This is a genomic window from Undibacterium sp. FW305-107 (assembly GCF_058788535.1).
The window spans coordinates 149,742-171,250 of sequence record NZ_JBYTAV010000004.1 but is presented as its reverse complement, the minus strand read 5'-3'; the positions used below and the strand labels follow the sequence as shown (position 1 = coordinate 171,250).

The window sequence follows — 21,509 nt, the reverse complement described above, 5'->3', positions numbered from 1 at the left end:
ATAGTTTTGAGGTTGCCCTCAGTCTCACCATTCAATCCCTCAAATGAACAGCCACCTCCATTTCACTTTGCGTCAGCACGTGTGCATGGATATCTTTCGGGTCTGGCTCTTGCTTTTTCTGTTACCAGCCAGGCCAGCCTTCTCTTTATGTAGTGCAAATTCATGTTCAGTTTTTCACCCTGCTTTAAGCGGCAGCAGTGGTTTTTCTGCCAGCATGTCATTGCTGATCACTACCAAAATCTGGGTGAAAAACAAGAAATCCAAATTCTGGCGGGACTCAAATGTACCAATATAAATATATTTAAGGTATATTAATAAAATATTTGAGACATATTTACAACGAACTGATATCAAGATATAAATCTTGTTTGCAGAAGAGAAATGAAAAAGGAGACGGAGTTGAAAATCAGAAATAGTGGGGTGCTGGTCTTGCCTTTGCTGGCTTTAGGACTGGCCGCCTGTAGCACGAATCCGCAGCAAATATCTGCTCAACGTGACCTGGAGCGCGATCAGCAAATACAAAAAGTGCTGACGCATGTACATCAGTGCAGCCCGACCCTGAGCTTGCGCTCGCAAGCCTTGACGCCAGATGATGAGCGCAAGTCTTGCCAGATGCTGGGCGCGTTGGAGCAGCAGTTCCATGGTATTTTCGGCACGGCAGGCAAGCCGGTAAAGGATGACCATAACGGCAGCCTGAGGGCCAACATCTATCAGTCCAAGGAAGACTTCATCAAATATGCGACCCAGCATTTTGATATGCCTACCAATAATGGCGGCATGTATCTGGAGGGCTATCCAGAACGTCCGGGTAATCAGGCCGAGTTTGTAGCGAACCAGAAAAAAGATGGAAGCATCCTCAATCTGGGTCATGAGTACGTACATTATCTGGATGGGCGCTTCAATCTGTATGGCGACTTTTGTGCCAACCTGCATGACTCGCATGCGCCACCGGAAAACTGTGCCAAGCCTGCGCCACTGACACCTTACCTGGTGTGGTGGACAGAAGGCATCGCAGAATATGTGTCCAAGGGCAAGGATAATCTACCAGCCATCAAGGTTGCCGCTGAAAAGAAATATGCATTGAGCCAGTTATTCGATACGGGCTATGAAAACAATAATGGGACGGAGAGGGTATATAGCTGGGGCTATCTGGCCGTGCGTTTCATGATGGAAAAACACAGGCCAGAGATAGACAAGATGCTGGTGTTTACACGCAGTGGCGATTATCCGCGCTATCAATCTCTGGTCAGGTCCTGGGGTACCAGCATGGATAAAGAGTTTGCTACATGGCTTGATAGTCTTGGCAAAGTGTAGTTAAAAGAATGAGGCCAAGCACTCGCGCCCGGCTTCATTTTTATTAGGACTTGCGCAAAATCGCCCCAGCTGCGTTACAGCGCCTAGCCGTACTAAAGTACTGTCTTCGTCGCCGCGGTATAGTCGGGGTTTCAGACAATGTTTTGTCTGCCGACGTAACGAACCTCCCTTGTAAGGGAGGTTTCCTAAAGCGATAGGTGCAGTTGGGGTTTCGGACAACATGTTGCCCGCCAACGCAACGAACCTCCCTTGCAAGGGAGGTTTCCTAAAGCGATAGCCTTGCTGGGACAATTTTGCGCAAGTCCTAACTTATTTTTCAGTAACCAGCAGATTTTGATTTTCTAGGTACAGGCACAAAATCAAATTGCCACTTGATGGGAGCTGACTGATCATTGACTTTGACAGCCTGGCTCAGCGCCGGTTTGATGCTGCCCAGATTAGGGTGCCAAGCCTTGATTTCGTAATTGCCATCTGGCAGTTTATCGAGCATGGCAGAGCCGTTCTGGTCGGTCTTGACGAAGTAGGGTGTATCGAGCACCAGTACATAGGCACGCATCCAGTTATGCAAGAGGCAGTAGACGATGACGATGCCGGGTTTGTCGAAGATGACGGGTGGTGGCACCACGCCGCGCTCGTACGTCTTGATCTCAAATTCCTTGATTGCCGAGAATGATTTCACATGATGTTCCATCTTGTCATAGTTGGGGAACTTGACTTGTGAGCCCGTGCGTATCGCCGTTACATATGGTGAAAACTGCATGTCACTTTGCGATATTGTGGCTTCTGTTTTCTCTGATGCAGGCAAGGGTATACCTGTCGGTGTCGCGTACACCACCACATCACTCATGGGGTTACCATTTTTATCGACAGCCTGGAAATTCAGTTTGGCAGCATGCGCCAACATGGGCGAACTTGCTGCCAGCATCAGTGTCACCGTCTGCGCCAGGGTGAGTAAGGTACGATACTTTTGCAGAAATAATGGATTCATCTTTTTTCCTGTCTTTACATTGCTCATTTGGTGACGATAGGACGCTGCATGGGTGCCAGTTTGGCGATCAGCTTGTTTTGTACTGATGATGGTACTTCATGTTTTTCCATGGCGATTTGCAAGTCCTCTGCCAAGGCATTGAAATGAGCATTCGTGACTTGCATATCCTTGTGCGCCTCTGCCATGCTGCGGCCACTGTATTTGCAAGGGCCACCGCTGAGCTCACAGAATTGCTCGGTCAGCAAACTGGCCAGTCTTTCAGTATCCGTTTCCTTGAAAGCCTTGTTGATGCGTACGTCGTCCAGCACGATGGCGACGAAGGAGTTGACGAAAGTGCTAATGCCAGTTTTGCCGCCCAGGCTTTGGTACAGGGCGTCACTGCCGGTTTGCGCGTGGGCAGACAAGCTAGTGAGCAGGAAGACGCTGATGGCGATTTTGCCGATACGGGAGAGAATTGTATTCATGATGTGATCTTTCTAATGTGTAGCTGTCAGTGGGCGCTCAGAATCCGGCTTGCAGGGACAAGTACCAGCCACGCTGATTTTTTGGATTGAAAATGGTGATGTCGCCCAGCGTCGCATAGGCAGCGGTGACAGACACATTTTTGCCCGGGAACCAGGCGATGAAGACATCGTAATAATCTTTTTCATTATCCACGCCGAGATTGCGCGGCTTCATGCGGTACTCCGCACCGACTGCCAGTTTGCGGTTGATCAGATAAGCGGCTGAAGTTTCCAGCATAGGTTTGTAGCTGTCTTTCTTGTCGCCACCAAAGCCCAGTATGCCCATCTGGTTGGCCTTGGTCATGCGCACCGTGCCGTTCAGCAGCAGGCTTTGTTCTAGCAAGATCTTGGTGGCCGAAACATAATAGTCAACACCGCTGTCATCCTTGGCACCGAGTTGTTTGACGTTCGTCACACCCAGTGCACCCAGACCACCTATGCCCTTGTTGCGCTTATACATGGCACCGACGGCAATTTGTGGCATCCAGCTGTCTTGCTCATATACAGCATCGCCAGCGACCTTGATTTTGACACCCAAAATATCCTGTTTGATATTCAGGGCGTTCAAGGGTGCCAGTGCGCCGGTAAATTCCTGGCTGGCGAGCGACAGCTCTACCCGGTCGGCGATGCCGGCAGCGACGCCGTAGGTTTTCAGGCTGTAATCCTGGGTGTTGACCTGGGTGTAGTGGGCATTGGCGCCGTAACTGTCACGGGTGCCGTAACCAGTGATCAACGCCCATGGAGTCAGACCGCCACCACCTGCGCCTTCAAGCTGGCTGACGCCGCCAGTGGCAATGAGTTTGCCCATGTCCGGCTTCATCATGTCCTGAGCCTGGCTGGCCTGCATGCAGGCAGCACTGCTGCCCAATAAAGCCAGAGCGACGAAGTTTTTCTTTATTTGCATCATATTTCCTCTTGATCAAGCGGCAATTTCGCACGGAAAACCGTGCATCTGCTCTATATACGAAGATGACTGAAAATCAGATTCAGAATTGATGCAAAAAAGGAGAAAAGTATTACTGTTTTGGCTTGGGGAAAACGATATCGCGTTTCATCGGTGCCAGCAAGGCCATCAGGCGGTTTTGCGTGGCAGGCGGGATAGCCAGTTTATCCATGGCGATTTGTACATCTTCTGCCAGCGCAAAAAATTGTGCAGCATTGATGCCCAGACCCTGATGCACGGTTTTCATGTCGTCACCAGTGTATTGACAAGGGCCTGCACTGATGACGCAAAATTGCTCTTTCAGTAATTGTGCCAAACGGGGAATATTGGTTTCCTTGAATGAGGCCTTGATACGCTCATCCTGCAGGATGATGAGCAAGGCTTCATCAACGATCTGACTGACACCGCTCTCACTTCCCAGGGCCTGATACAGAGTTTGCGGTGCCAGTTGGGCATAGGCAGAAGAGGTAGCCGTCGCTGCGGCGAACAGAAAAAATGCCAAAACAGTAGCAGGTTTAATGATGTTCATACGCATCCCTCAATTGCCGATTTGCAGTGACAAATACCAGCCACGCTGGTTTTTGGGATTGAAGACGGTGATGTCACCCAGATGGGCATAAGCCAGTGTCAGGGATACTGCCTTGCCCGGGAACCAGGCCAGGAAGGCATCGTAATAAGCTTTTTCATTATCCAGCGCCAAATTTTGCGGCTTGCTGCGGTATTCCAGACCAGCCACCAGTTTGCGGTTGATCAGGTAGCCCAGCGACACCTCAGGCAAGAGCTGATAGCGATTGCGCTTGTCACCACCAAAACCCAGCAAGCCCATTTGATTGGCTTTGCTCAGACGTACAGTGCCGTTGAGCAGCAGGCTGTGATCCAGTATCAGCTTGGTGGCAGACAGATAATAATCCACGCCAGTGTCACCCACCGCACCCAGTTGTTTGACACTGGTGACGCCCAGTGCCTCCAGACCTTTGACTGCGTGATTACGCTTGTACATGGCACCGATGGCGACCTGAGGTTGCCAGTTGTCCTGATCGGTAACCAGGTCGCCAGCGACTTTGAGTTTGATGCCGACGATGTCCTGCTGTAATTCCAGCTTGTCCAAAGGGGCCAGACTGCCATTGAACTTTTGTGTTGCCAGAGACATTTCCAGCCTGTCGGCGATACCCACAGCAACACCATAAGTGTGCAAGCGATAGTCCTGGGTACTGACCTGGGTGATATGCGCATTGACACCATAGCTGTCTTCACTGCCGTAACCGGTAATGGTCGCCCAGGGCGTCAGGCCACCGCCGCCTGCACCTTCGAGTTGTATTACACCCCCGGTAGCCAGCAACCTGCCTTTGTCGGGCAGGGGCAGACTCTGTGCAGTTGCGGCACTGTGGTATGCAAGGCAGCCTGCTAGCAGGCTGGCAATGAGCTTGGGTTTCTGGTACGGCATGAAGGCAATTCTTGGCGGCTTGTCCCGGTAATCCAGCTTGCGGCTGGTGCTGGGTTTCTTTATACAAGTTAGTCAGATGTTGCACAAGACCAATTAACGCTTTGCCACAAGTGTGTCGGATTTGTGAATTGCAGCTTCCCTGACTGCAGGTTTGAGTCTGGCTTGTGCTTTTGCCTGGCCAAGTCTGGCAGCTTCCTGCAAATCGGCCTGCTCTTGTGCACCTTGCAGCATAGCCAACTGGGTGAACAGATTCAAGGCCAGGTGATAGTCATGTCTGTCGAGGGCGACATCGGCAAGAACGCTGATGGTCAAGGCATAATTGCGCGAGCCGGTTAACCTGGATAACTGTTCCAGTGCTTCATGCAACATCTGGTCAGCCGCATCGAGTGAACCCATTTTTCGCAAAGTGTCGCCGATTTGCATCAGGCAATTCCCTATGCTGGGTGCCCAGCCCGTAGGTTTGGCAAGCTTCAATGCTTTTTGCAGCCATTCAAGCGCGGTTTCAAAATCATCTGTCTTGCTGTAGCTGTAACCTATATTTGCCGCTGTCAGGATGGCGCGGCGTATCTGGCCAGAATCAAGACAGGCTTGATATGCCTTGCTTAAATGCGCCACAGAATCGTCCAGCTGACCATTTAAGCCCGCATGCAAACCTAGAAAATCGTCCATCAAGGCCGCCAGGCCAGGATGGATTTCCCTGGGGAGGTTTCTGGAGCCGAAATGGCGGTCAAAATAAGACTTGGCCAATTTGTCGTCGCGCATGACTGCAACCCTGGCCAGGGCGGCAGCCGTACATTGCTTGCGCAGGACATCGTCCCCCTTGCTGGCTTCATCGATGGAAATGGCCATCTCTATGTCACATTCAACATGCTTGCCCTGATCCGAGAAGATGAAGCCCAGTATGCGGTGGGCGTCGCTGAGGGCAGCTGGATCCAGATGTACGTCGGGGTGGCGGAGTATGGCGTGGATGATGGCCGCCGCACTGTCAAGGTCGGCATGCAGCCATTTTTCTTCTGCCCTGATCAATTGCAGGCGCAGGTAAACCAGAGCCTTGTCGGTGTCTGTCCTGGCTGAGTTGTTCAGTAATTTGCTGACCTGCTCGCACAAGTTCAGGGCACGACTACTATCGCGCTGACGCAGGTGCCAGGCCAGTGTGAGCAACTCGTCAAGTTGTTCTTGCACCACCATTCCGGTCAAACGCTGCTCTAACCGCGTAACTTCACTATCGGTGGCGTATAAGTCCATGGTATGTTGGTTGCTCAAAAGAAATTTTTCATGAGAGTAACCGATTCAATTAATAAAAGAAATGGATGAAAAGTTAAGCTGACATTAGTATTCGATCTGGTCCGGCCAGTTCATTTACCACAATACGCAAGATTTAATCTCTGTGTTGCCACATAAGATGGTTTTAACAATTTTTAACGGTATATACTAAAGCCCCCTGATTTTTCTTCACTGGATAATTAAATGGCATTTCGGCCGTTGGCAGGATGGCGTGAAGTGCTTGTGTGGACGCAGGGCAGTGCAGGACAGAACACCGAACAGAAATTTCCGATAGCTTTTTTTGAGCCCAATTGAGCCCAAGTATGAGTCGTTCTTCTTTGCGTCGAGAACTGGTGATACCCATCATAGTCCTGGTGATAGGCGTATCCGCCGCTATAGGCTGGGTCTCCATGAAGGCCGGGACAGATGCCGTCTATACGCTGACACAGCGGATTCTGGGCGACATGGTCAACCGCATCAACCTGGCGACTGAAAAACACCTGGATGGTGCCCTGATTGCACTGGAGTCGGTAGCGCCCAGCCCTACCAATTTACCCAAAGAACAGAATTTTTCTGCTGACATGAAAGCCCTGGAAGAGAAATTCTGGGCTGCCAGCGGCTTGTTCATGGATGTCAACAACTATGTCTACTTTGGCGGTAGCGACGGGCGTTTTGTTGGTGTCTACAGAATTTCCAAGGAAATGGTGCAGTTGTTCTGGCGTGAACCTGACAGCGACAAGCGCACAGTTTATCGCGTGAGTCATGTGGGTGACCGTTCGAATGTCTTGCGCAGTGATGATTTTGATCCGCGACTGCGCCCCTGGTACAAGACTGCACAAACGTCGGAAAGACCGGTCTGGTCAAAAATCTATAATAATTTTTCTTTCCATTATCCGACCATTACGCTGGCAAAAGCCGTTTATCAGAAGAACCATGAATTTGCCGGTGTCATGGCAACTGACCTGACACTTAAGGAATTATCCAATTTCCTGCGCAAGCTGGAAATCAGCAAGAACAGTGTTGCCTACATCGTCGATGCGGATGGCTATATCGTCGCCACTTCTGGCCAGGAATTGCCCGAACGAACAGTTAACGGCACACCCGAGCGCATGCGTGCCATTGATATGAAAACACCGCTGATCAGTGAGACTTTTCAGAGAGTGGGCAGCATGAAACTGCAGTCTACCCAGACACACTCCATGGAACTCAGCAACGGCACCATCGATGTCGCGATTTCACCACTGGGCAACAGGCAGGGCTTGAACTGGCTGACCGTGGTAGCGGTGCCGCGTGCCGACTTCATGAGCAGTATTAACCAGGGTTTCATGCAAAGCATGGTGATCGCGCTGGCATGCATCATTTTTGCATTGACCATAGGTCTGACTATTGTCGAACGCGTGATACGCGATATCCGCAAGCTGACTTCCGCGGCTGAAAAGTTTGGTAATGGCGAACCCATGCCCAGCCTGCAAATCCGTCGTAGCGATGAGATAGGCACCCTGGCCCAGACTTTTATCGAGATGGAAAACAAGCTGCGCTATGACAAGCTGACGCAGGTGGCGAACCGTGAATCCCTGTTTACCCAGATTAATTATTTGCAAAAGCAGGCACTGGAAAACCCGGGCGCCAGCGAAGGTTTCACCTTGTTGTTCATCGATCTCGATCGCTTCAAATACATCAATGACAATCATGGCCATGATGCCGGCGACAAGGCCCTGGTCGTCATCGCCGCCCGCCTGCGTTCAGCCATACGTGAAACCGATGAAGTAGCGCGTTATGGCGGTGATGAATTCGTGCTGCTGCTGAAAGACACCAAGAATTCCATAGACATCAATAATACCGTGGAAAAAATCTGCAATATTGTCGAACAGCCCATTGCGCTGGAAGAGGTGGTTGTCAGTGTGGGGGTATCGGTAGGTTGGGCCAGCTTCCCTGAGGATGGCAGCGATTATGTGCGGCTCATCAAAATTGCCGACAGCCGCATGTACAACCGCAAGCGTGACCGCAAATCAGGCCAGTTCGTGCATCTGGCCTGAGTCAGGTTTGCACATCTCGTAAGTGTTGCTCTTGCCATTTGCCGAGCCAGGCTGGCATATCGGCTGAAGGCATGGGTTTGCTGATGTAATAGCCCTGGGCCTGATCGCAGCCCAGCTCTTTCAGCAGGTTCATGACTTCTATGTTTTCCACACCCTCGGCAACCACACGCAAGCCCATATTGTGGCCAAGATCTATGGTGGATTTAACGATCTTGGTGTCATCGATATCTTTTTCCATCTTGAGTACAAAAGACTTGTCGATCTTCAGTTCATGGACGGGCAGGCGTTTCAGATAGGCCAGTGAAGAATAGCCGGTACCAAAATCATCGATAGATAATTCCAGGCCCATGGCATGCAACTTGTCCAGGGTCTGGAAAGCCCTGACCGGGTCATCCATGATGGCGCTCTCAGTGATTTCCAGGCAAAACGAAGCTGCTTTCACTTCATGGTTTTGCAGTATCTGGGCAAATTTGCCGGGCAAGTCCTGATCCAGCAAATCACGGGTAGAGATATTCACTGAGATTTTCAGATGTATCCCCTGCTGATTCCACAGATGACAGACCCGCGCTGCCTCATTCATGACCCAGTGAGTTAGCTGGCGTATAAAGCCGGTTTGTTCGGCAAAGGGAATAAATTGATCGGGGAAAATAAAACCACGCTCAGGGTGTATCCAGCGCACCAGTGCCTCGACGGCAATCACCTGCCCATGGTCAAGACCGACCTTGGGTTGTACATATAAACGGAAGGCCTGTTGCTCGAGCGCCGCCCGCAATTCACTGAGCAGTGACAGGCTTTGCTGGCTGGATTTGTCAATGTCGGGTGAGTAAATCACAGCACCGCTGTTGCCCTGTTTTGCTGCATACATGGCGACTTCAACCCGGCTCAGCAAGCTCTGGGCATCACCCGCATGTTCAGGGAAGCCAGCGATACCTATGCCAGCCCCCAGATCGACAGTCTGGTCTTCTATGGATATCGGTTTTTCCAAAGAGCGCAGGATACGGTTAGCCAGATTCAGCGCATTTTCTTTTGAGCTGTTCGGTAGCAGTATGGCAAACTCATCACCGCCAAGGCGGGCTGGCTTGGTACCACCAGCGCCTAGTTCAGCTGACAGGCGTATCGCAACCTGGTTCAGCAGGATATCGCCAAAGCGGTGTCCCATGACGTCATTCACATGTTTGAAACGGTCCAGATCCATCATCAACACATAACAGGATTTTTCATGGGAACGTGCGCTGGCGATGGCTTCTTCCAGCATGTCGGTAAACAGTGCCCGGTTGGGCAAATTGGTCAGAGTGTCCCAGTAAGCCAGGCGGCTGATTTCCTTTTCACGCTGGGCGATACCATCGCGCATGGTCATGAAGGTGCGGGCCAGGTCGCCAATTTCATCTTTTTGTTTGACATTGATGGTAGCCGTGTAATCACCGGCACCCAGGCTGCGTGCAGTCTCTGCCAGTTGCCGCACTGGCCCGGTAATCCGGCGTGCCGTGATGGCACTGATAATGCTGGCGACCACCGCAGCAAGTACTGTCAGGATCAGGAGGTTGCGTTGCAATTCCTTGTAAGGGGCTACTGCCTGGCTGATAGACAATTGCAGTACGGCGATGGTGTTGAACTGTTCATTCTGTGCCAGTTTGAGTATGCGGGCACTGTACTGGTCATCATCGATTTGCAAGGCTGGCAGGTAGTTGACCTGCTTATCTGCGCTCGGTAATTGCTGTGCCAGCTTGTTGGCGTTTTCATCACTGAGGCTGGAAACATTGGCTAGCCAGCGCCCCTGTTTTTCTGAAGTCAGCAAACTGATCTGCATGCGTGACAATTCATGCATATCAGTAACCAGAGCCTTGCCTATGGGAATGGCCATGACAACCCAACTGATGGTGACCGGTGCTTCGATAGGCACGACCACCATTTGGTAGGGCTTGCCATCGACAATCGCCGTACTGGCAGCGCTGCCAGTTTTTTCTGCTGTCTGTATCAGGGCGGCGACTGATTGTTGCAGGCTGCTGCTCAATTCATTAGTCGCGCCATTGCTGCGGCTGGTTTTGCTGGTATTTGAATAAGCGGTGATTTTTCGGTCCAGACCAACCAGCATGGTCAGGTCCGAACCTATGCGATTGCCATGATTGGAGAGGGTTGAGACGATGGTTTCAGTGTCATGCGTACCTATGGCTTCGCGGAAGGCATATTCCTTGGCGAGGACGATTGCGCCCTGGACGAGTTTTTGTGCATTTTGATCCAGCAGGCGCAACAGGAATTTTTCATTGATTTTCAAATTCTCTTCGACTGCATTACGCGCATTTCTGTCTATGGCATTGCCGATGGCAAAATAGGCTGCCAGTTGTACCGTCAGCAGCAAGCCTATAAAAAGAGTGACAACCCGGCTTTCCAAACTATGCAAACGCATGAACTTTCCTCTTAATGTGCGTGGAAAAGTATTTCCTGCTTACCCGGCCTTGTAATTCAATTTTACAGTCAGGTTGGGGCCATTGCCGTCGATTTGTATGTTTTGTTCTTGTATTGGTGCAGAAGCCGGCTGTTTTGGATGCCAGGTTTTCAAGACATATTTACCGGCAGGAATAGTGGGCAGGCGGGCTGTCCCACTCGCATCAGTCTTGGCAAAATAGGGAGTATCGACGATATGTATATAGGCAACCATCTGATCGTGGATGTTGCAGCCAACAATGACGGTGCCTGATTTATCGAACACCACGGGTGCCGCGGGTTTGCCTGAATACAGCTTCAATTCAAAGGGTTTTGCCGGCGAAAACGAATAGGCGTGATGCCTGACGGTGTCATTGTTGGGGAAGGAAATCGACGTTCCGGTTTGCACTACCGTCACAAAAGGCATGAATTTCTTGTCTTTTTGCTGGATTTCCGCAGTGGCTGATTTGGCGCTTTGTGGGTTGCCGGCAAGCTCTGCATAGACCACCGCATCCTGAACAGCCTGTCCGCTGCTATCCGTAACCTGTATGACTGAATTGGCATGTGCTGCGCCAGTCACGAGCAGGCCAGTTGCCATATAGGCGAGAGTGAGAACGCAAGAATTGGTACGCAGACGATTCATGGTTACACCCCGGCATAAAAGTGATTGAAATGAGTTTTGCTAATATTACTTTAGTTCGGTATCTCTATGAATGCCCTGACTTAATGGAAAATGAGTTTCAATTGATAATAAGTGCAATTTTGTAAAAATATGTCTCTGTATGAATTGTTTGCAGAATATCAGGTAAAGCCAGCCCTGACTTGTTATACTATTGTATAAGGGCAATTTGCGCATGGTGGTTGTGTGTGGCAAATTGTTGCTGGCGAGTTCGTACTGGTAATTTATGCAAGGATCGGCTGGAATCGGCAGGAAGATGCAGGAATACGGGGCATGGAATCAATCATTAAACACCTGGTAGAAATTACCGGGCATCGCGATCATGATTTACTGAATATTTCAGTAATTACTGCGCTGCGTCAATTGACCAACGCGGAATCTGCTCGGGTATTGGATGTGGTTTCTGTTGGCCAGCAAGTCTTTATCAAACCGCATATCAGTATAGAAGACGACACAGTCGCTATTGCCGACGAGACCCAGGCATCTCCTGCATCTCATGATTCAATAGAACTTTATCCTCAACTGAAAGAGGGTATTGCACAAAAGCAGCAAGTCATAGAGCAAGTCATCGAAGGTGGCAAAATCATCTGGCTACCGATCTGGATCAATGACAAGCTGCATACTTGTCTGGAGATTTACAAGCCTGCCAATTACACGACAACCGCCATGGAAGTCGTCAATGGCATGCTGATTGTCTACCGTAATTTCCAGAATCTGCTTGACTACAGTGAGCGCGACTCATTGACGGGTTTGCTCAACCGCAAGACTTTTGATGACAATTTTTCCAAGGTATTGCGTAGCAGTGCTTTGCAACAGCGCGCCAGCACCGAAGCTGAGCGTGCAGAAGAAGAGCGCCGCAGCCATGAACCTGAGCGCCAGCACTGGCTGGCTGTGCTGGACATAGACCACTTCAAACGCGTGAATGACCAGTTTGGACATCTATATGGTGACGAAGTCCTGATCCTGATCGCCAATCTCTTGCGCAGTTCTTTCCGTCCTTCAGACAGGCTGTTCCGTTTTGGTGGGGAAGAATTCGTCATTTTGCTGCGCTCGACTTCGCAGGAAGATGCCGATACCATCTTTGAGCGTTTCCGTCAGAATGTGGAGCAGCACCATTTCCCTCAGGTAGGTACGGTGACCATCAGCATAGGCTATGCCCGCATAGACCCGTTTGAACCTGCCGTTGCCATCGTCGGGCGAGCCGACCAGGCTCTGTATTTCGCCAAAACCAATGGCCGCAACCGGACTTGTTTCTATGATGAACTGGTATCCAGCGGCGATTTGAAGATTGAAGTGTCCAACGACACTGCCGAATTCTTTTAAGTTTGCAGCGAACCTTTTGATGCTGCCATATTGCAGCACCATTTCACCCTTATTGTCAGTCTCAGGCAGCAGCCTGTTCCTTATTCTTTTTATGCGCATTCGTCATCATGATGACGCTGCCAAGTATGATGCTCATGGCCAGCATCTCGCGCATGGACAGATGTTCGCCACCAAACACGACACCCAGGGCAACTGCAATGACGGGATTGACATAGGCATAGCTGGCAGCGAGGCCCGCCGGTACTTTGGATAACAAATACATATATGCAGTAAATGCCAGCAGGGAGCCAGCTACCACCAGATAAGCCCAGGCCGCCACCGCATTGACGGTGACTTCACCTGTCAGTTGCTCACCCTTGCACAGGCTGATGATGAACAGGAACATTCCGCCCACCAGCATCTCGCTGGCAAAGCCCATGCCACCTGCCGCCATCTTGAGTTTCTTTTGCGACAAAATGGAACCCACATCCCAGCACAGTATCGCCCCTAGCAAGAATAGTATGCCCAGCGGTTGAGCCGAGAACTGGCCGTCGGATGCCAGCAGCAGGGCACCGGCAAAACCGCAGAGTATGCCTGTCCATTCACGGCGCTTGGGCCAGTCACCAAACAGGCCGGACAGACCAGACAAAATCATGGGGGAGCAGGCAATGAAAACCGCAGTCAGACCGGAAGAGACATATTGCTGTGCTACCGCAGTCAGGCCAGTACCTCCACCCAGCATCAAAATGCCGACGATGCCACCGTCACGCCATTCGCGCAAAGTCGGGTTGGCTGCACCGCGCCATTTTTGCCATGCGTACAAGATAGCACCGGCTACCAGAAAGCGTGTGCCTATCATCATGTAAGGAGGAAAAGCCTTCAATGCCACTTGAATGGCAAAGTAAGTAGAGCCCCAGACTATATAGACGGTGAGCAGGGCAAGCAGGACTTGTCTAGGCAGGTGGCGCATGTATTTTCCAAGTGGCAATTTATTGTCGAGTATTAGTGTATGTCAGTGAGATTGAATTTTGAATGGATAATCAAAGGTAAATCAGGTACATTTCTTTTAATCTCACCGAAAAAAGAGGCTTTTCCCATGAAGATAGATCTGGATATGATGGACGGCAAAATCCTTGAGATTTTGCAGGCCGATGCCAGGGTCACCATGGCCGAGATAGGGCGGCGCATACATCTGAGCCAGCCTGCCGTGACCGAAAGGGTCAAGCGTATGGAGGCTGCCAATGTCATCACCGGCTACCACGCCAGGGTCAATCCTGAAGCACTGGGTTATGGCATTACTGCCTTCGTACGCATTGCCAGCCGTGCAACTGATACGCCGGTTTTAAAAATTGCCGAACAAGTACCAGAAGTGGTTGAATGTCATGCCATTACCGGCGAAGATTGCGTGATCGTCAAAGTGGTTGCACCTTCTGTGCGTGAGCTGGAACGTGTGATTACCAGCCTGGCACGCTGCGGTGTCACTTCGACTTCCCTGATCCTGTCGTCGTCAATAGAAAGACGGGCTATCAAGCCTGTGGAATAAAAAATGGAATTGCGCCAGCTACGTTATTTTGTCGCCATCGTTGATCACGGCTCGCTGTCGCGCGCTGCGCGCGTGCTGCATATCGTGCAACCGGCCCTGACTCAGCAATTACAGCAACTTGAAGAAGAACTGGGTGCGATGCTGTTGCACAGGTCTGCGCAGGGTATGCAAGCGACAGACGCTGGTAAAATATTCTATGAACATGCGCTGGCGATTTTGAAGCAAGTCAGTGATGCCAGATCAGCTGTTGCCCAGTCGACAGACAAACCCAGTGGTACCGTCGCTTTGGGCATCCCGCAAAGTGCTTCTGGTGCGCTGGCCTTTCCTTTGCTGAAAGCTGTGCGCGCAGCTTACCCGGATATTGTCTTTCAACTGACAGAGGAATTGACGGGCAATTTGACCGAGCAATTACGCTCGGGCCGTTTGAACCTGGCTATCCTGTTCGATGATGGTCAACTGGGCGGCTTCGCCAGCAAGCCGCTGGTGGAAGAAGAAATGATGTACATCACACGCACTGATTCGCAATTCGCCTGCAAGCGCAAATCGATCACCCTGGCGCAGGCCCTGCAGGCCACCCTGATTTTACCCAGCATACAACACGGCGTGCGGCCACGCATAGAACAAGTGGTAAGACAGCAGGGCAAACGCATAGACAACGTCATCGACATCACTTCCATCGCAATCCTGAAGTCAGCCCTGCTGGCCGATATGGGGGCGACCATCTTGCCAGTGTCACCCATGCTGGCAGAAATTGAACGTGGCGAAATGCGCGCCTGTCCCATCAGCGATGTACAACTGTCACGTACCGTGACCCTGTGCGCATCAAAAAATATCCCCTTGACGAATGCTGCCATGGCAGTCGAAAAACTGGTGCTGGAACTGACGCGTGATTTGAGCACGAGCGGTAAATGGCTGGGTACCAGCAATCTCGTGGCGCAATGATGGACGGACTGGCGTATTGGCACAAGATCAAAAGACCAGTGTTCACAGGCTGGTTTCTGTTCTGGATATTGATGGTGGCTGTGGCCGTGCAAGATCATCTGAAAGGTGGCGGCAAGCATATCTGGGAACCCATATTCTGGGAAAGCTCTTCTGCTCTCGTCGGCACACTGCTGCTCTTGTTGCAAAGACGCAAGCTGACTGACAGACGTTTATTGCAGACGCCAGCCAAATGGTTCTGGCAACAGATCAAGCCTTTGCCACTATTCAGTAGCTTGTTTGTCGTGCTGGTGTACAGCTTGCGTCACTCAGTCTATGCCTTGCTGGGGCTGAGCTATCATCATGATGGCTGGATCACGGTTTATATCTACGAGTGCAGCAAGATCTTCATGTTCTTTGGCATGTTCTATGTCGTCATCTTTGGCCTGCAAGCCTATGCCTCTTTGCTGGAAGAAAAAGAAAACGCAGAAAAATCCCAGGCACTGTTACGCGAAGCGCAATTGCACAGACTGACACAGCAAATGCAGCCGCATTTCCTGTTCAATGTACTCAATACCATATCATCGCTGATGTACACCGATGTCAAACTGGCCGACACTGCCCTGAGCCAGATTGCGACCTTGTTGCGGGCCAGCATGGAACTGGGCCAGCATAGCGAAACCACTCTGGCAGATGAAATGAAACTGTTGCAAGCCTATGCAAAACTGATGAGCCTGCGTTTTGTCGACAGGGTGGCAATCCATTGGGATATTGCTGACGACGTGCTCAGCATTAAAGTACCCATCATGAGTCTGCAAACCATACTGGAAAACAGTTTCAAACACACGGTGGAAAAACGCAGCCAGCTTACCCGCATAAAGATCAGTGCATATAAAGAGGCCGGGCAAGTCATCATACGCATTGAAGATGACGCCGGTTATTTGCAGGAGAGTGGGCAAGGTTCTGGCGTAGGCATCAGCAATTTGCGCCAGCGTCTGCAAGTCTTGTATCAGGATAAAGCCAGCCTGCGATTGATCGATCTGATGCCATCTGGCGTAATGACCGAGTTGCGCCTGCCCATTGATGCAGGAGGCATAGCGCCATGAAAATTCTCATCGTCGACGATGAAGCCTATGCCAGGGACAAGCTCAGACGTTTGGTGGCCGAGCATGTGGCAGACGCCGTCGTATCAGAAGCCCGGGATGGTAAAGAAGCGCTGGAGTGCATACAAAGACAGCAGCCCGACCTGGTTTTCCTCGACATACAAATGCCAGAGATGGACGGCATCACCGTCGCCAGTCAACTGACCACGCCTGTACCACTGATCGTTTTTGTCACTGCCTATGACCAGTTTGCCCTGCAGGCTTTTGATGCAAACGCGATCGATTATTTGCTCAAGCCCTATGATGAAGCGAGGTTCTTGCGTGCCCTGCAAAGAGTCAGTGAGCGCAGGAGCAGTGCGAAGAAAATCCAGGCAGAACAGCATTTGCTCTTGAATGAAAAAGGCCGTGTCACTGTCATCAAACTAGCCGACATCATACGGCTGGAAGCTGCAGACAATTATGTGATGATCTTTACCTGCCAACAGCAGCACATGGTGCGGCAGACCTTATCGGGTTTGCAGGAAAGGTTGGGGCAGGGCTTTGTGCGTTGCCACCGCAGCCATATCGTCAGGCTGGACCAGATTACCCAGGTCTTGCCAGCGCAAAAGGGAGATGCAGAACTGGTGCTTGTGGATGGACTGCGCCTGCCATGTAGCCGACAGCACAGAGATGAGCTTGTGCAGGCGCTTGCCAGCTAAATCCCTGGCAGAGGTTTCCATTTCACCCCTGCCCACATCCAGTCTGCCACATTTTCCTGGTATGGATTTGATCATGCTTTTAGTATTGCGCCTGTGTTCGTCAACAGCCAATCATTGAAATCATGTCAAATTCAAGCATAGCAGTGTCAGGTTTGCCATCGCAGCGTTTGTATTTTCTCGACTGGGTCAGGATCATTGCCTTCTTCCTGCTCATCCTGTATCACGTAGGCATGTATTATGTGGAATGGGGCTGGCATGTCAAAAGTCCGCATGCCAATAGCGCGATACAGCCGCTGATGATGCTGACCAATCCCTGGCGTCTGAGCCTGCTGTTTTTCATTTCCGGTGTGGCATCTGCCTTCATGCTGGAAAAAATCGCTACGGGGAAATTCCTGCGCAGCCGCAGCCTGCGTCTCTTGCTGCCGCTGATCTTTGGCATGTTCGTCGTGGTGCCGCCACAGGCGTATCTTGAAGTGGTGGAGAAACTTGCCTATGCCGGCAGCTATAGCGAGTTCATGCAGCTCTACCTGCATCACTATCGCGGTTTCAAGATAGAGGGCAAGGTATTGGACCTGCCTACCTGGAATCACCTGTGGTTCGTCACTTATTTGTGGGTATATAGCGTGCTGCTGTGGTTCTGGCTGGCTTTCAAGCCTGCATGGTTCCAGGCTGCCCGTAACTGGCTGCAAAGGCAGATGAAGGGCTGGCGCATCCTGGTTTTGCCTGTTGCATATCTGGCGCTGGTGCGCATAGGTCTGTTCAGTTCTTACCCTCCAAATAATGGCTTGACCAGCGACTGGTATAACCATGCCTGCTACCTGTTTATCTTTACATTCGGTGCACTGATCGCCAATTCACAGGCATTCTGGCAAGAGCTGGCTGAGCTGCGCTGGCTGGCGCTTAGAATAGCCGCATGTGGCTGGTTGTTCCTGATCATTTATTTCAGTTTTGAATATGATGCAACACCGAAGTGGCTCATCATGTTCCAGCGCGGTGTGTGGGTTTGCATGGCCTGGTCGGCAATTATTGCAGCCTGCGGTTATGCGAAGCAGTACCTGAACTTTGACAGCCCGGCAAGACGCTATCTGACGCAGGCGGTGTTTCCTGTGTATATCCTGCATCAGACTTATATCGTCATCATGGCGCATAGCATGAAGCCGCTGGCCCTGCCTGCCCTACCAGAAGGTATCTTGCTGGTTGCGCTGACCGGAGCAAGCTGTTTCCTTAGTTACGAGATCATACGCCGCGTGTTTTTCCTGCGCCCACTGTTCGGACTTGATCTTGGTTTTACTTATAAGCCAAGAGCACTCAGTCCGGGATGATCATCCGGCCTCCTGCCCTGGGGCCAGTGGAATAAACGCTGATCTGCGCTGATGCGCAGATCATTGATGCTGGCCAGACGTCTGTGCATGAGGCCATTCTCAGCAAATTCCCAATTCTCATTGCCGTAAGAGCGTGTCCAGTTGCCTGCATGATCGCAACTCTCGTAGGCAAAGCGCACGGCAATGCGATTCTCGCTAAATGCCCATAGTTCCTTGATGAGGCGGTATTCACGTTCAGCCACCCACTTGCGCTGTAAAAATTCCCTGACTTGCTCGCGCCCCTGCGGGAATTCATGGCGGTTGCGCCAGACTGTGTCTACGGTGTAAGCCAGCACCACCTTGTCCGGGTCACGTGTATTCCAGCCATCTTCTGCCATGCGCACTTTTTGTATTGCCGTTTCCAGCGTGAAGGGTGGCAAGGGAGGGCGGGCGATTTCTAATGATTTATCCATATGCATTTGTCCTTTAGTGGATATTGATAGGGGAGTTGCAGAGAGCTCAAATTTACGCAATATCGTTTGTCTGAAGAATGCCCATCATTTACAATTAATTATTGTAAATAGTGGAATAATCGCCGGAGTGCCATGGACAAGCTGCATCTGATGACCGTATTTGTGGCAGTTGCCGAAGAAGAAGGCTTTGCTGCTGCAGCACGTCGTCTGGCCATGTCTCCACCCGCAGTGACACGCGCCATTGCTGCGCTGGAGGCCAGGCTCAGTGTCAAGCTGCTTAACCGTAGCACGCGCTTTGTCAGGGTCACAGAAGCAGGGCAGCGTTATCTTGAAGATGCGCGCCGCATCATTGCCGATGTAGAAGCTGCTGACGAAGCCACCGCAGGCATCAATGCCGAACCGCGTGGTCACCTGACAGTCACAGCTCCCGTCATGTTTGGCAAAATGTTTGTCATGCCCGGTATTGTCGAATATTTGCAGCGCTATCCAGCCATGGATGTGTCTGCGCTTTTCCTCGACCGTGTCGTGAATTTGCTGGAAGAAGGTATTGATGTCGGTGTGCGTATAGGCGAGTTGCCAGACTCCAGCATGAAGGCAATACGGGTAGGGCAGATACGCCGGGTATTATGTGCTGCACCTGCTTATCTGCAGCGACATGAGGCACCAACAAGCCCGGAGGAGTTGAGCAGGCACAGTATCATTGCTGCTACTGGCGTCACACCCATGGTTGAATGGCGCTTTAGCCATGCAGGGCAGAACATGGCAGTCAAGGTCAAACCCCGCCTGACCGTCAGCAGCAATGATGCAGCGATAGAAGCCAGTCTGGCGGGGCTGGGCATCAGCCGCATGCTGTCTTATCAGGTTGGGGGATATTTTGATAGCGGGCAATTATGCCGCATCATGCAGGCATATGAAACTGCGCCTTTGCCTGTGCATGTGGTACACAGGGAAAGTCGCTATGCCAATGCCAAGGTGAGAAGTTTTGTTGATCTCATCGTCGCGCAGTTGCGCGAGACCATGGTGCAGCATGGATGAATATGCCCAGGGTAATTTGTTGTGGAGAGAAGATTGAACAAGACTGTTGTTATTCATAATGACAATATGTTGACACTGGAAAACCCTGGGTGTTATATTTTGCCTGGATTTATGGGAACGTTTCCAATTGTATTCCGTCGATGCGACTGAACGTGATGAGAGGCGGGAATTTCCATACATGCAGTAACAGGTATAACGATAAAAAAGCAGAAGACAGCAGAAAAATTGCAGGCCACGATCTGCCATCTGCACCCGTGGAAACTTAGGCGGAGACAAAATGTATAAAACCAAAAAACCAGTGCGTGCTCTGTTGCTGGGCAGCCTGGTAGCAGCCTGTATGTCTGCGCATGCCGCAGGGCCCAAGGCTGAAGTCATGCACTGGTGGACATCTGGTGGTGAATCTGCTGCCGTTGCCAGGTTTGCCGACGCCTATCGTGCTGCCGGTGGTGTCTGGACAGATACTGCCATCGCTGGTGGTGATCAGGCGCGTTCAGTTGCCATCAACCGCATGGTTGGCGGCAATCCACCTACCGCAGCGCAATTCAATATTTCCAGGCAATTCCAGGATGTCGTCGAACAAGACATGCTCAACAATGTCGATGATATCGCTACTAAAGAAAATTGGGACAAAACCCTGCCAGAACCGATACGTAATGTCCTCAAGATCAAGGGTCATTACTATGCCGTACCTGTGAATATCCACATGCCAGCCTGGATATGGTATTCAAAATCCGCATTCAAAAAAGCCGGTATCGACAAAGAACCAGCCACGCCAGATGAACTGTTTGCTGCCCTCGACAAGCTTAAGGCAGCAGGTCTGATACCGCTGGCGCATGGTGGTCAGGCCTGGCAAGAGACCATCGTCTTCATGGCCATGCTGGCAAATGTGGGTGGCAAGGACCTCTATCTGAGCGTGATGCGTGACCGTAATGTCTCCACCATGAATTCAGAAGCCTTTCGCAAAGTCTTGCTGAGCTTCAAACGCTTGCGGTCCTATATTGATACAGCATCACCAGGACGCAACTGGAATGAGACCACCGCCTTGCTCATCAAAGGCTCGGCAGGCATGCAAATCATGGGTGACTGGGCACTGGGTGAATTCGTCGCGGCCAAACAAGTCGCGGGTCGTGAATATGGCTGCATGCCTGGCCTGGGGCCGAAAGCACCTTACCTGATACAGGGCGACGCTTTTGTCTTTCCAAAAACTGCAAATCCAGAAGCCATCAAGGCGCAAAAACTGGTGGCCAGCATCGTGGTGGCACCAGGGCCGCAACTGGAATTCAATAAACTCAAGGGTTCCATTCCAATACGCAATGACCTTGATGTAACGCAATTGAATCTGTGTGCCCAGATGGGTGTGGAAATCATGAAAGACAAAAGCCGTCACGCAGGTATCGGTGAGATTTACCTGACACCAGACCAGAACGGAGCCCTGACCGATGTGCTGACAGCTTACTGGAATACCAATATGGCGGTAGAAAAAGTACAAAAGAATATCATCGCAGCATTAAAGAATTAAGTGCCATACTGATACCCTGCCAAGCG

20 protein-coding genes are annotated in these 21,509 nt (G+C 51.1%); 10 read left to right on the top strand and 10 right to left on the bottom strand.

What is annotated here, in order from left to right:
- The first annotated feature begins 399 nt into the window (after nucleotides 1–399).
- A complete protein-coding gene (locus AC3WQT_RS10345) occupies nucleotides 400–1,314 on the top strand; it encodes a collagenase (RefSeq protein WP_492703793.1) in 915 nt (304 codons plus the stop codon).
- A 316-nt stretch (nucleotides 1,315–1,630) separates the two neighbouring features.
- On the opposite strand, the gene AC3WQT_RS10340 is transcribed toward AC3WQT_RS10345, so the two are convergent.
- The 6 genes from AC3WQT_RS10340 to AC3WQT_RS10315 all read right to left on the bottom strand — a co-directional run bounded on the left by AC3WQT_RS10340 (nucleotide 1,631) and on the right by AC3WQT_RS10315 (nucleotide 6,437).
- On the bottom strand, nucleotides 1,631–2,302 hold the full coding sequence (locus AC3WQT_RS10340; RefSeq protein WP_492703792.1) for a cupredoxin domain-containing protein: 672 nt from the start codon (nucleotides 2,300–2,302) through the stop codon (nucleotides 1,631–1,633).
- Nucleotides 2,303–2,325: 23 nt separating this feature from the next.
- Nucleotides 2,326–2,766, bottom strand: a complete 441-nt coding sequence (locus AC3WQT_RS10335) for a group I truncated hemoglobin (protein WP_492703791.1) — start codon at nucleotides 2,764–2,766, stop codon at nucleotides 2,326–2,328.
- 37 nt (nucleotides 2,767–2,803) lie between these two features.
- Complete coding sequence (locus AC3WQT_RS10330; RefSeq protein WP_492704148.1) at nucleotides 2,804–3,652, bottom strand: DUF3034 family protein; 849 nt, start codon at nucleotides 3,650–3,652, stop codon at nucleotides 2,804–2,806.
- Between the two features lie 169 nt (nucleotides 3,653–3,821).
- Nucleotides 3,822–4,277, bottom strand: coding sequence for a group I truncated hemoglobin (locus AC3WQT_RS10325; protein ID WP_492703790.1), 456 nt, complete (start codon nucleotides 4,275–4,277; stop codon nucleotides 3,822–3,824).
- 9 nt (nucleotides 4,278–4,286) lie between these two features.
- A complete protein-coding gene (locus AC3WQT_RS10320) occupies nucleotides 4,287–5,192 on the bottom strand; it encodes a DUF3034 family protein (protein WP_492703789.1) in 906 nt (301 codons plus the stop codon).
- Between the two features lie 93 nt (nucleotides 5,193–5,285).
- Nucleotides 5,286–6,437 carry a tetratricopeptide repeat protein gene (locus tag AC3WQT_RS10315; RefSeq protein WP_492703788.1) on the bottom strand — a complete coding sequence of 384 codons (1,152 nt, stop codon included), beginning with the start codon at nucleotides 6,435–6,437 and terminating at the stop codon, nucleotides 5,286–5,288.
- Between the two features lie 341 nt (nucleotides 6,438–6,778).
- Here AC3WQT_RS10315 and AC3WQT_RS10310 point away from each other — a divergent pair, with 341 nt between their 5' ends.
- A complete protein-coding gene (locus tag AC3WQT_RS10310) occupies nucleotides 6,779–8,491 on the top strand; it encodes a sensor domain-containing diguanylate cyclase (protein WP_492703787.1) in 1,713 nt (570 codons plus the stop codon).
- A gap of 1 nt (nucleotide 8,492) precedes the next feature.
- Here AC3WQT_RS10310 and AC3WQT_RS10305 read toward each other — a convergent pair whose 3' ends face one another.
- Nucleotides 8,493–10,895, bottom strand: coding sequence for a bifunctional diguanylate cyclase/phosphodiesterase (locus tag AC3WQT_RS10305; RefSeq protein WP_492703786.1), 2,403 nt, complete (start codon nucleotides 10,893–10,895; stop codon nucleotides 8,493–8,495).
- Between the two features lie 39 nt (nucleotides 10,896–10,934).
- Nucleotides 10,935–11,555 carry a methylamine utilization protein gene (locus AC3WQT_RS10300; RefSeq protein ID WP_492703785.1) on the bottom strand — a complete coding sequence of 207 codons (621 nt, stop codon included), beginning with the start codon at nucleotides 11,553–11,555 and terminating at the stop codon, nucleotides 10,935–10,937.
- Nucleotides 11,556–11,864: 309 nt separating this feature from the next.
- On the opposite strand from AC3WQT_RS10300, the gene AC3WQT_RS10295 reads away from it, so the two are divergent.
- Complete coding sequence (locus AC3WQT_RS10295; protein ID WP_492703784.1) at nucleotides 11,865–12,914, top strand: GGDEF domain-containing protein; 1,050 nt, start codon at nucleotides 11,865–11,867, stop codon at nucleotides 12,912–12,914.
- 61 nt (nucleotides 12,915–12,975) lie between these two features.
- On the opposite strand, the gene yedA is transcribed toward AC3WQT_RS10295, so the two are convergent.
- Nucleotides 12,976–13,863, bottom strand: coding sequence for a drug/metabolite exporter YedA (gene yedA / locus AC3WQT_RS10290; protein ID WP_492703783.1), 888 nt, complete (start codon nucleotides 13,861–13,863; stop codon nucleotides 12,976–12,978).
- Nucleotides 13,864–13,989: 126 nt separating this feature from the next.
- Here yedA and AC3WQT_RS10285 point away from each other — a divergent pair, with 126 nt between their 5' ends.
- The 5 genes from AC3WQT_RS10285 (at nucleotide 13,990) to AC3WQT_RS10265 (ending at nucleotide 18,477) form a co-directional block, all read left to right on the top strand.
- On the top strand, nucleotides 13,990–14,436 hold the full coding sequence (locus AC3WQT_RS10285; RefSeq protein WP_492703782.1) for an Lrp/AsnC family transcriptional regulator: 447 nt from the start codon (nucleotides 13,990–13,992) through the stop codon (nucleotides 14,434–14,436).
- 3 nt (nucleotides 14,437–14,439) lie between these two features.
- Nucleotides 14,440–15,378, top strand: coding sequence for a LysR substrate-binding domain-containing protein (locus AC3WQT_RS10280; RefSeq protein ID WP_492703781.1), 939 nt, complete (start codon nucleotides 14,440–14,442; stop codon nucleotides 15,376–15,378).
- Nucleotides 15,345–16,460, top strand: a complete 1,116-nt coding sequence (locus AC3WQT_RS10275) for a sensor histidine kinase (protein ID WP_492703780.1) — start codon at nucleotides 15,345–15,347, stop codon at nucleotides 16,458–16,460. Before AC3WQT_RS10280 ends, AC3WQT_RS10275 begins: the two co-directional genes overlap by 34 nt.
- On the top strand, nucleotides 16,457–17,155 hold the full coding sequence (locus AC3WQT_RS10270) for a LytR/AlgR family response regulator transcription factor (RefSeq protein WP_492703779.1): 699 nt from the start codon (nucleotides 16,457–16,459) through the stop codon (nucleotides 17,153–17,155). Before AC3WQT_RS10275 ends, AC3WQT_RS10270 begins: the two co-directional genes overlap by 4 nt.
- A gap of 122 nt (nucleotides 17,156–17,277) precedes the next feature.
- The gene (locus AC3WQT_RS10265; protein WP_492703778.1) at nucleotides 17,278–18,477 is read left to right on the top strand and encodes an acyltransferase family protein; all 1,200 of its coding nucleotides are present in this window, start codon (nucleotides 17,278–17,280) and stop codon (nucleotides 18,475–18,477) included.
- Here the strand turns inward: AC3WQT_RS10265 and AC3WQT_RS10260 are convergent.
- Complete coding sequence (locus AC3WQT_RS10260) at nucleotides 18,447–18,929, bottom strand: nuclear transport factor 2 family protein (RefSeq protein ID WP_492703777.1); 483 nt, start codon at nucleotides 18,927–18,929, stop codon at nucleotides 18,447–18,449. The two genes, AC3WQT_RS10265 and AC3WQT_RS10260, sit on opposite strands and share 31 nt — an antisense overlap.
- Nucleotides 18,930–19,061: 132 nt before the next feature.
- On the opposite strand from AC3WQT_RS10260, the gene AC3WQT_RS10255 reads away from it, so the two are divergent.
- Nucleotides 19,062–19,964 (top strand): LysR substrate-binding domain-containing protein, encoded by a 903-nt coding sequence (locus tag AC3WQT_RS10255; RefSeq protein WP_492703776.1) that lies wholly within the window; start codon nucleotides 19,062–19,064, stop codon nucleotides 19,962–19,964.
- Nucleotides 19,965–20,241: 277 nt separating this feature from the next.
- Nucleotides 20,242–21,483, top strand: coding sequence for an ABC transporter substrate-binding protein (locus AC3WQT_RS10250; RefSeq protein WP_492703775.1), 1,242 nt, complete (start codon nucleotides 20,242–20,244; stop codon nucleotides 21,481–21,483).
- The last annotated feature ends 26 nt before the right edge of the window (nucleotides 21,484–21,509 follow it).

Coding starts and splice junctions, on each gene's coding strand:
- AC3WQT_RS10340 (WP_492703792.1), bottom strand. CDS start 2,302: ATGAATCCATTATTTCTGCAAAAGTATCGTACCTTACTCACCCTGGCG.
- AC3WQT_RS10335 (WP_492703791.1), bottom strand. CDS start 2,766: ATGAATACAATTCTCTCCCGTATCGGCAAAATCGCCATCAGCGTCTTC.
- AC3WQT_RS10330 (WP_492704148.1), bottom strand. CDS start 3,652: ATGCAGGCCAGCCAGGCTCAGGACATGATGAAGCCGGACATGGGCAAA.
- AC3WQT_RS10325 (WP_492703790.1), bottom strand. CDS start 4,277: ATGAACATCATTAAACCTGCTACTGTTTTGGCATTTTTTCTGTTCGCC.
- AC3WQT_RS10320 (WP_492703789.1), bottom strand. CDS start 5,192: ATGCCGTACCAGAAACCCAAGCTCATTGCCAGCCTGCTAGCAGGCTGC.
- AC3WQT_RS10315 (WP_492703788.1), bottom strand. CDS start 6,437: ATGGACTTATACGCCACCGATAGTGAAGTTACGCGGTTAGAGCAGCGT.
- AC3WQT_RS10310 (WP_492703787.1), top strand. CDS start 6,779: ATGAGTCGTTCTTCTTTGCGTCGAGAACTGGTGATACCCATCATAGTC.
- AC3WQT_RS10305 (WP_492703786.1), bottom strand. CDS start 10,895: ATGCGTTTGCATAGTTTGGAAAGCCGGGTTGTCACTCTTTTTATAGGC.
- AC3WQT_RS10300 (WP_492703785.1), bottom strand. CDS start 11,555: ATGAATCGTCTGCGTACCAATTCTTGCGTTCTCACTCTCGCCTATATG.
- AC3WQT_RS10295 (WP_492703784.1), top strand. CDS start 11,865: ATGGAATCAATCATTAAACACCTGGTAGAAATTACCGGGCATCGCGAT.
- yedA (WP_492703783.1), bottom strand. CDS start 13,863: ATGCGCCACCTGCCTAGACAAGTCCTGCTTGCCCTGCTCACCGTCTAT.
- AC3WQT_RS10285 (WP_492703782.1), top strand. CDS start 13,990: ATGAAGATAGATCTGGATATGATGGACGGCAAAATCCTTGAGATTTTG.
- AC3WQT_RS10280 (WP_492703781.1), top strand. CDS start 14,440: ATGGAATTGCGCCAGCTACGTTATTTTGTCGCCATCGTTGATCACGGC.
- AC3WQT_RS10275 (WP_492703780.1), top strand. CDS start 15,345: ATGGCTGGGTACCAGCAATCTCGTGGCGCAATGATGGACGGACTGGCG.
- AC3WQT_RS10270 (WP_492703779.1), top strand. CDS start 16,457: ATGAAAATTCTCATCGTCGACGATGAAGCCTATGCCAGGGACAAGCTC.
- AC3WQT_RS10265 (WP_492703778.1), top strand. CDS start 17,278: ATGTCAAATTCAAGCATAGCAGTGTCAGGTTTGCCATCGCAGCGTTTG.
- AC3WQT_RS10260 (WP_492703777.1), bottom strand. CDS start 18,929: ATGGATAAATCATTAGAAATCGCCCGCCCTCCCTTGCCACCCTTCACG.
- AC3WQT_RS10255 (WP_492703776.1), top strand. CDS start 19,062: ATGGACAAGCTGCATCTGATGACCGTATTTGTGGCAGTTGCCGAAGAA.
- AC3WQT_RS10250 (WP_492703775.1), top strand. CDS start 20,242: ATGTATAAAACCAAAAAACCAGTGCGTGCTCTGTTGCTGGGCAGCCTG.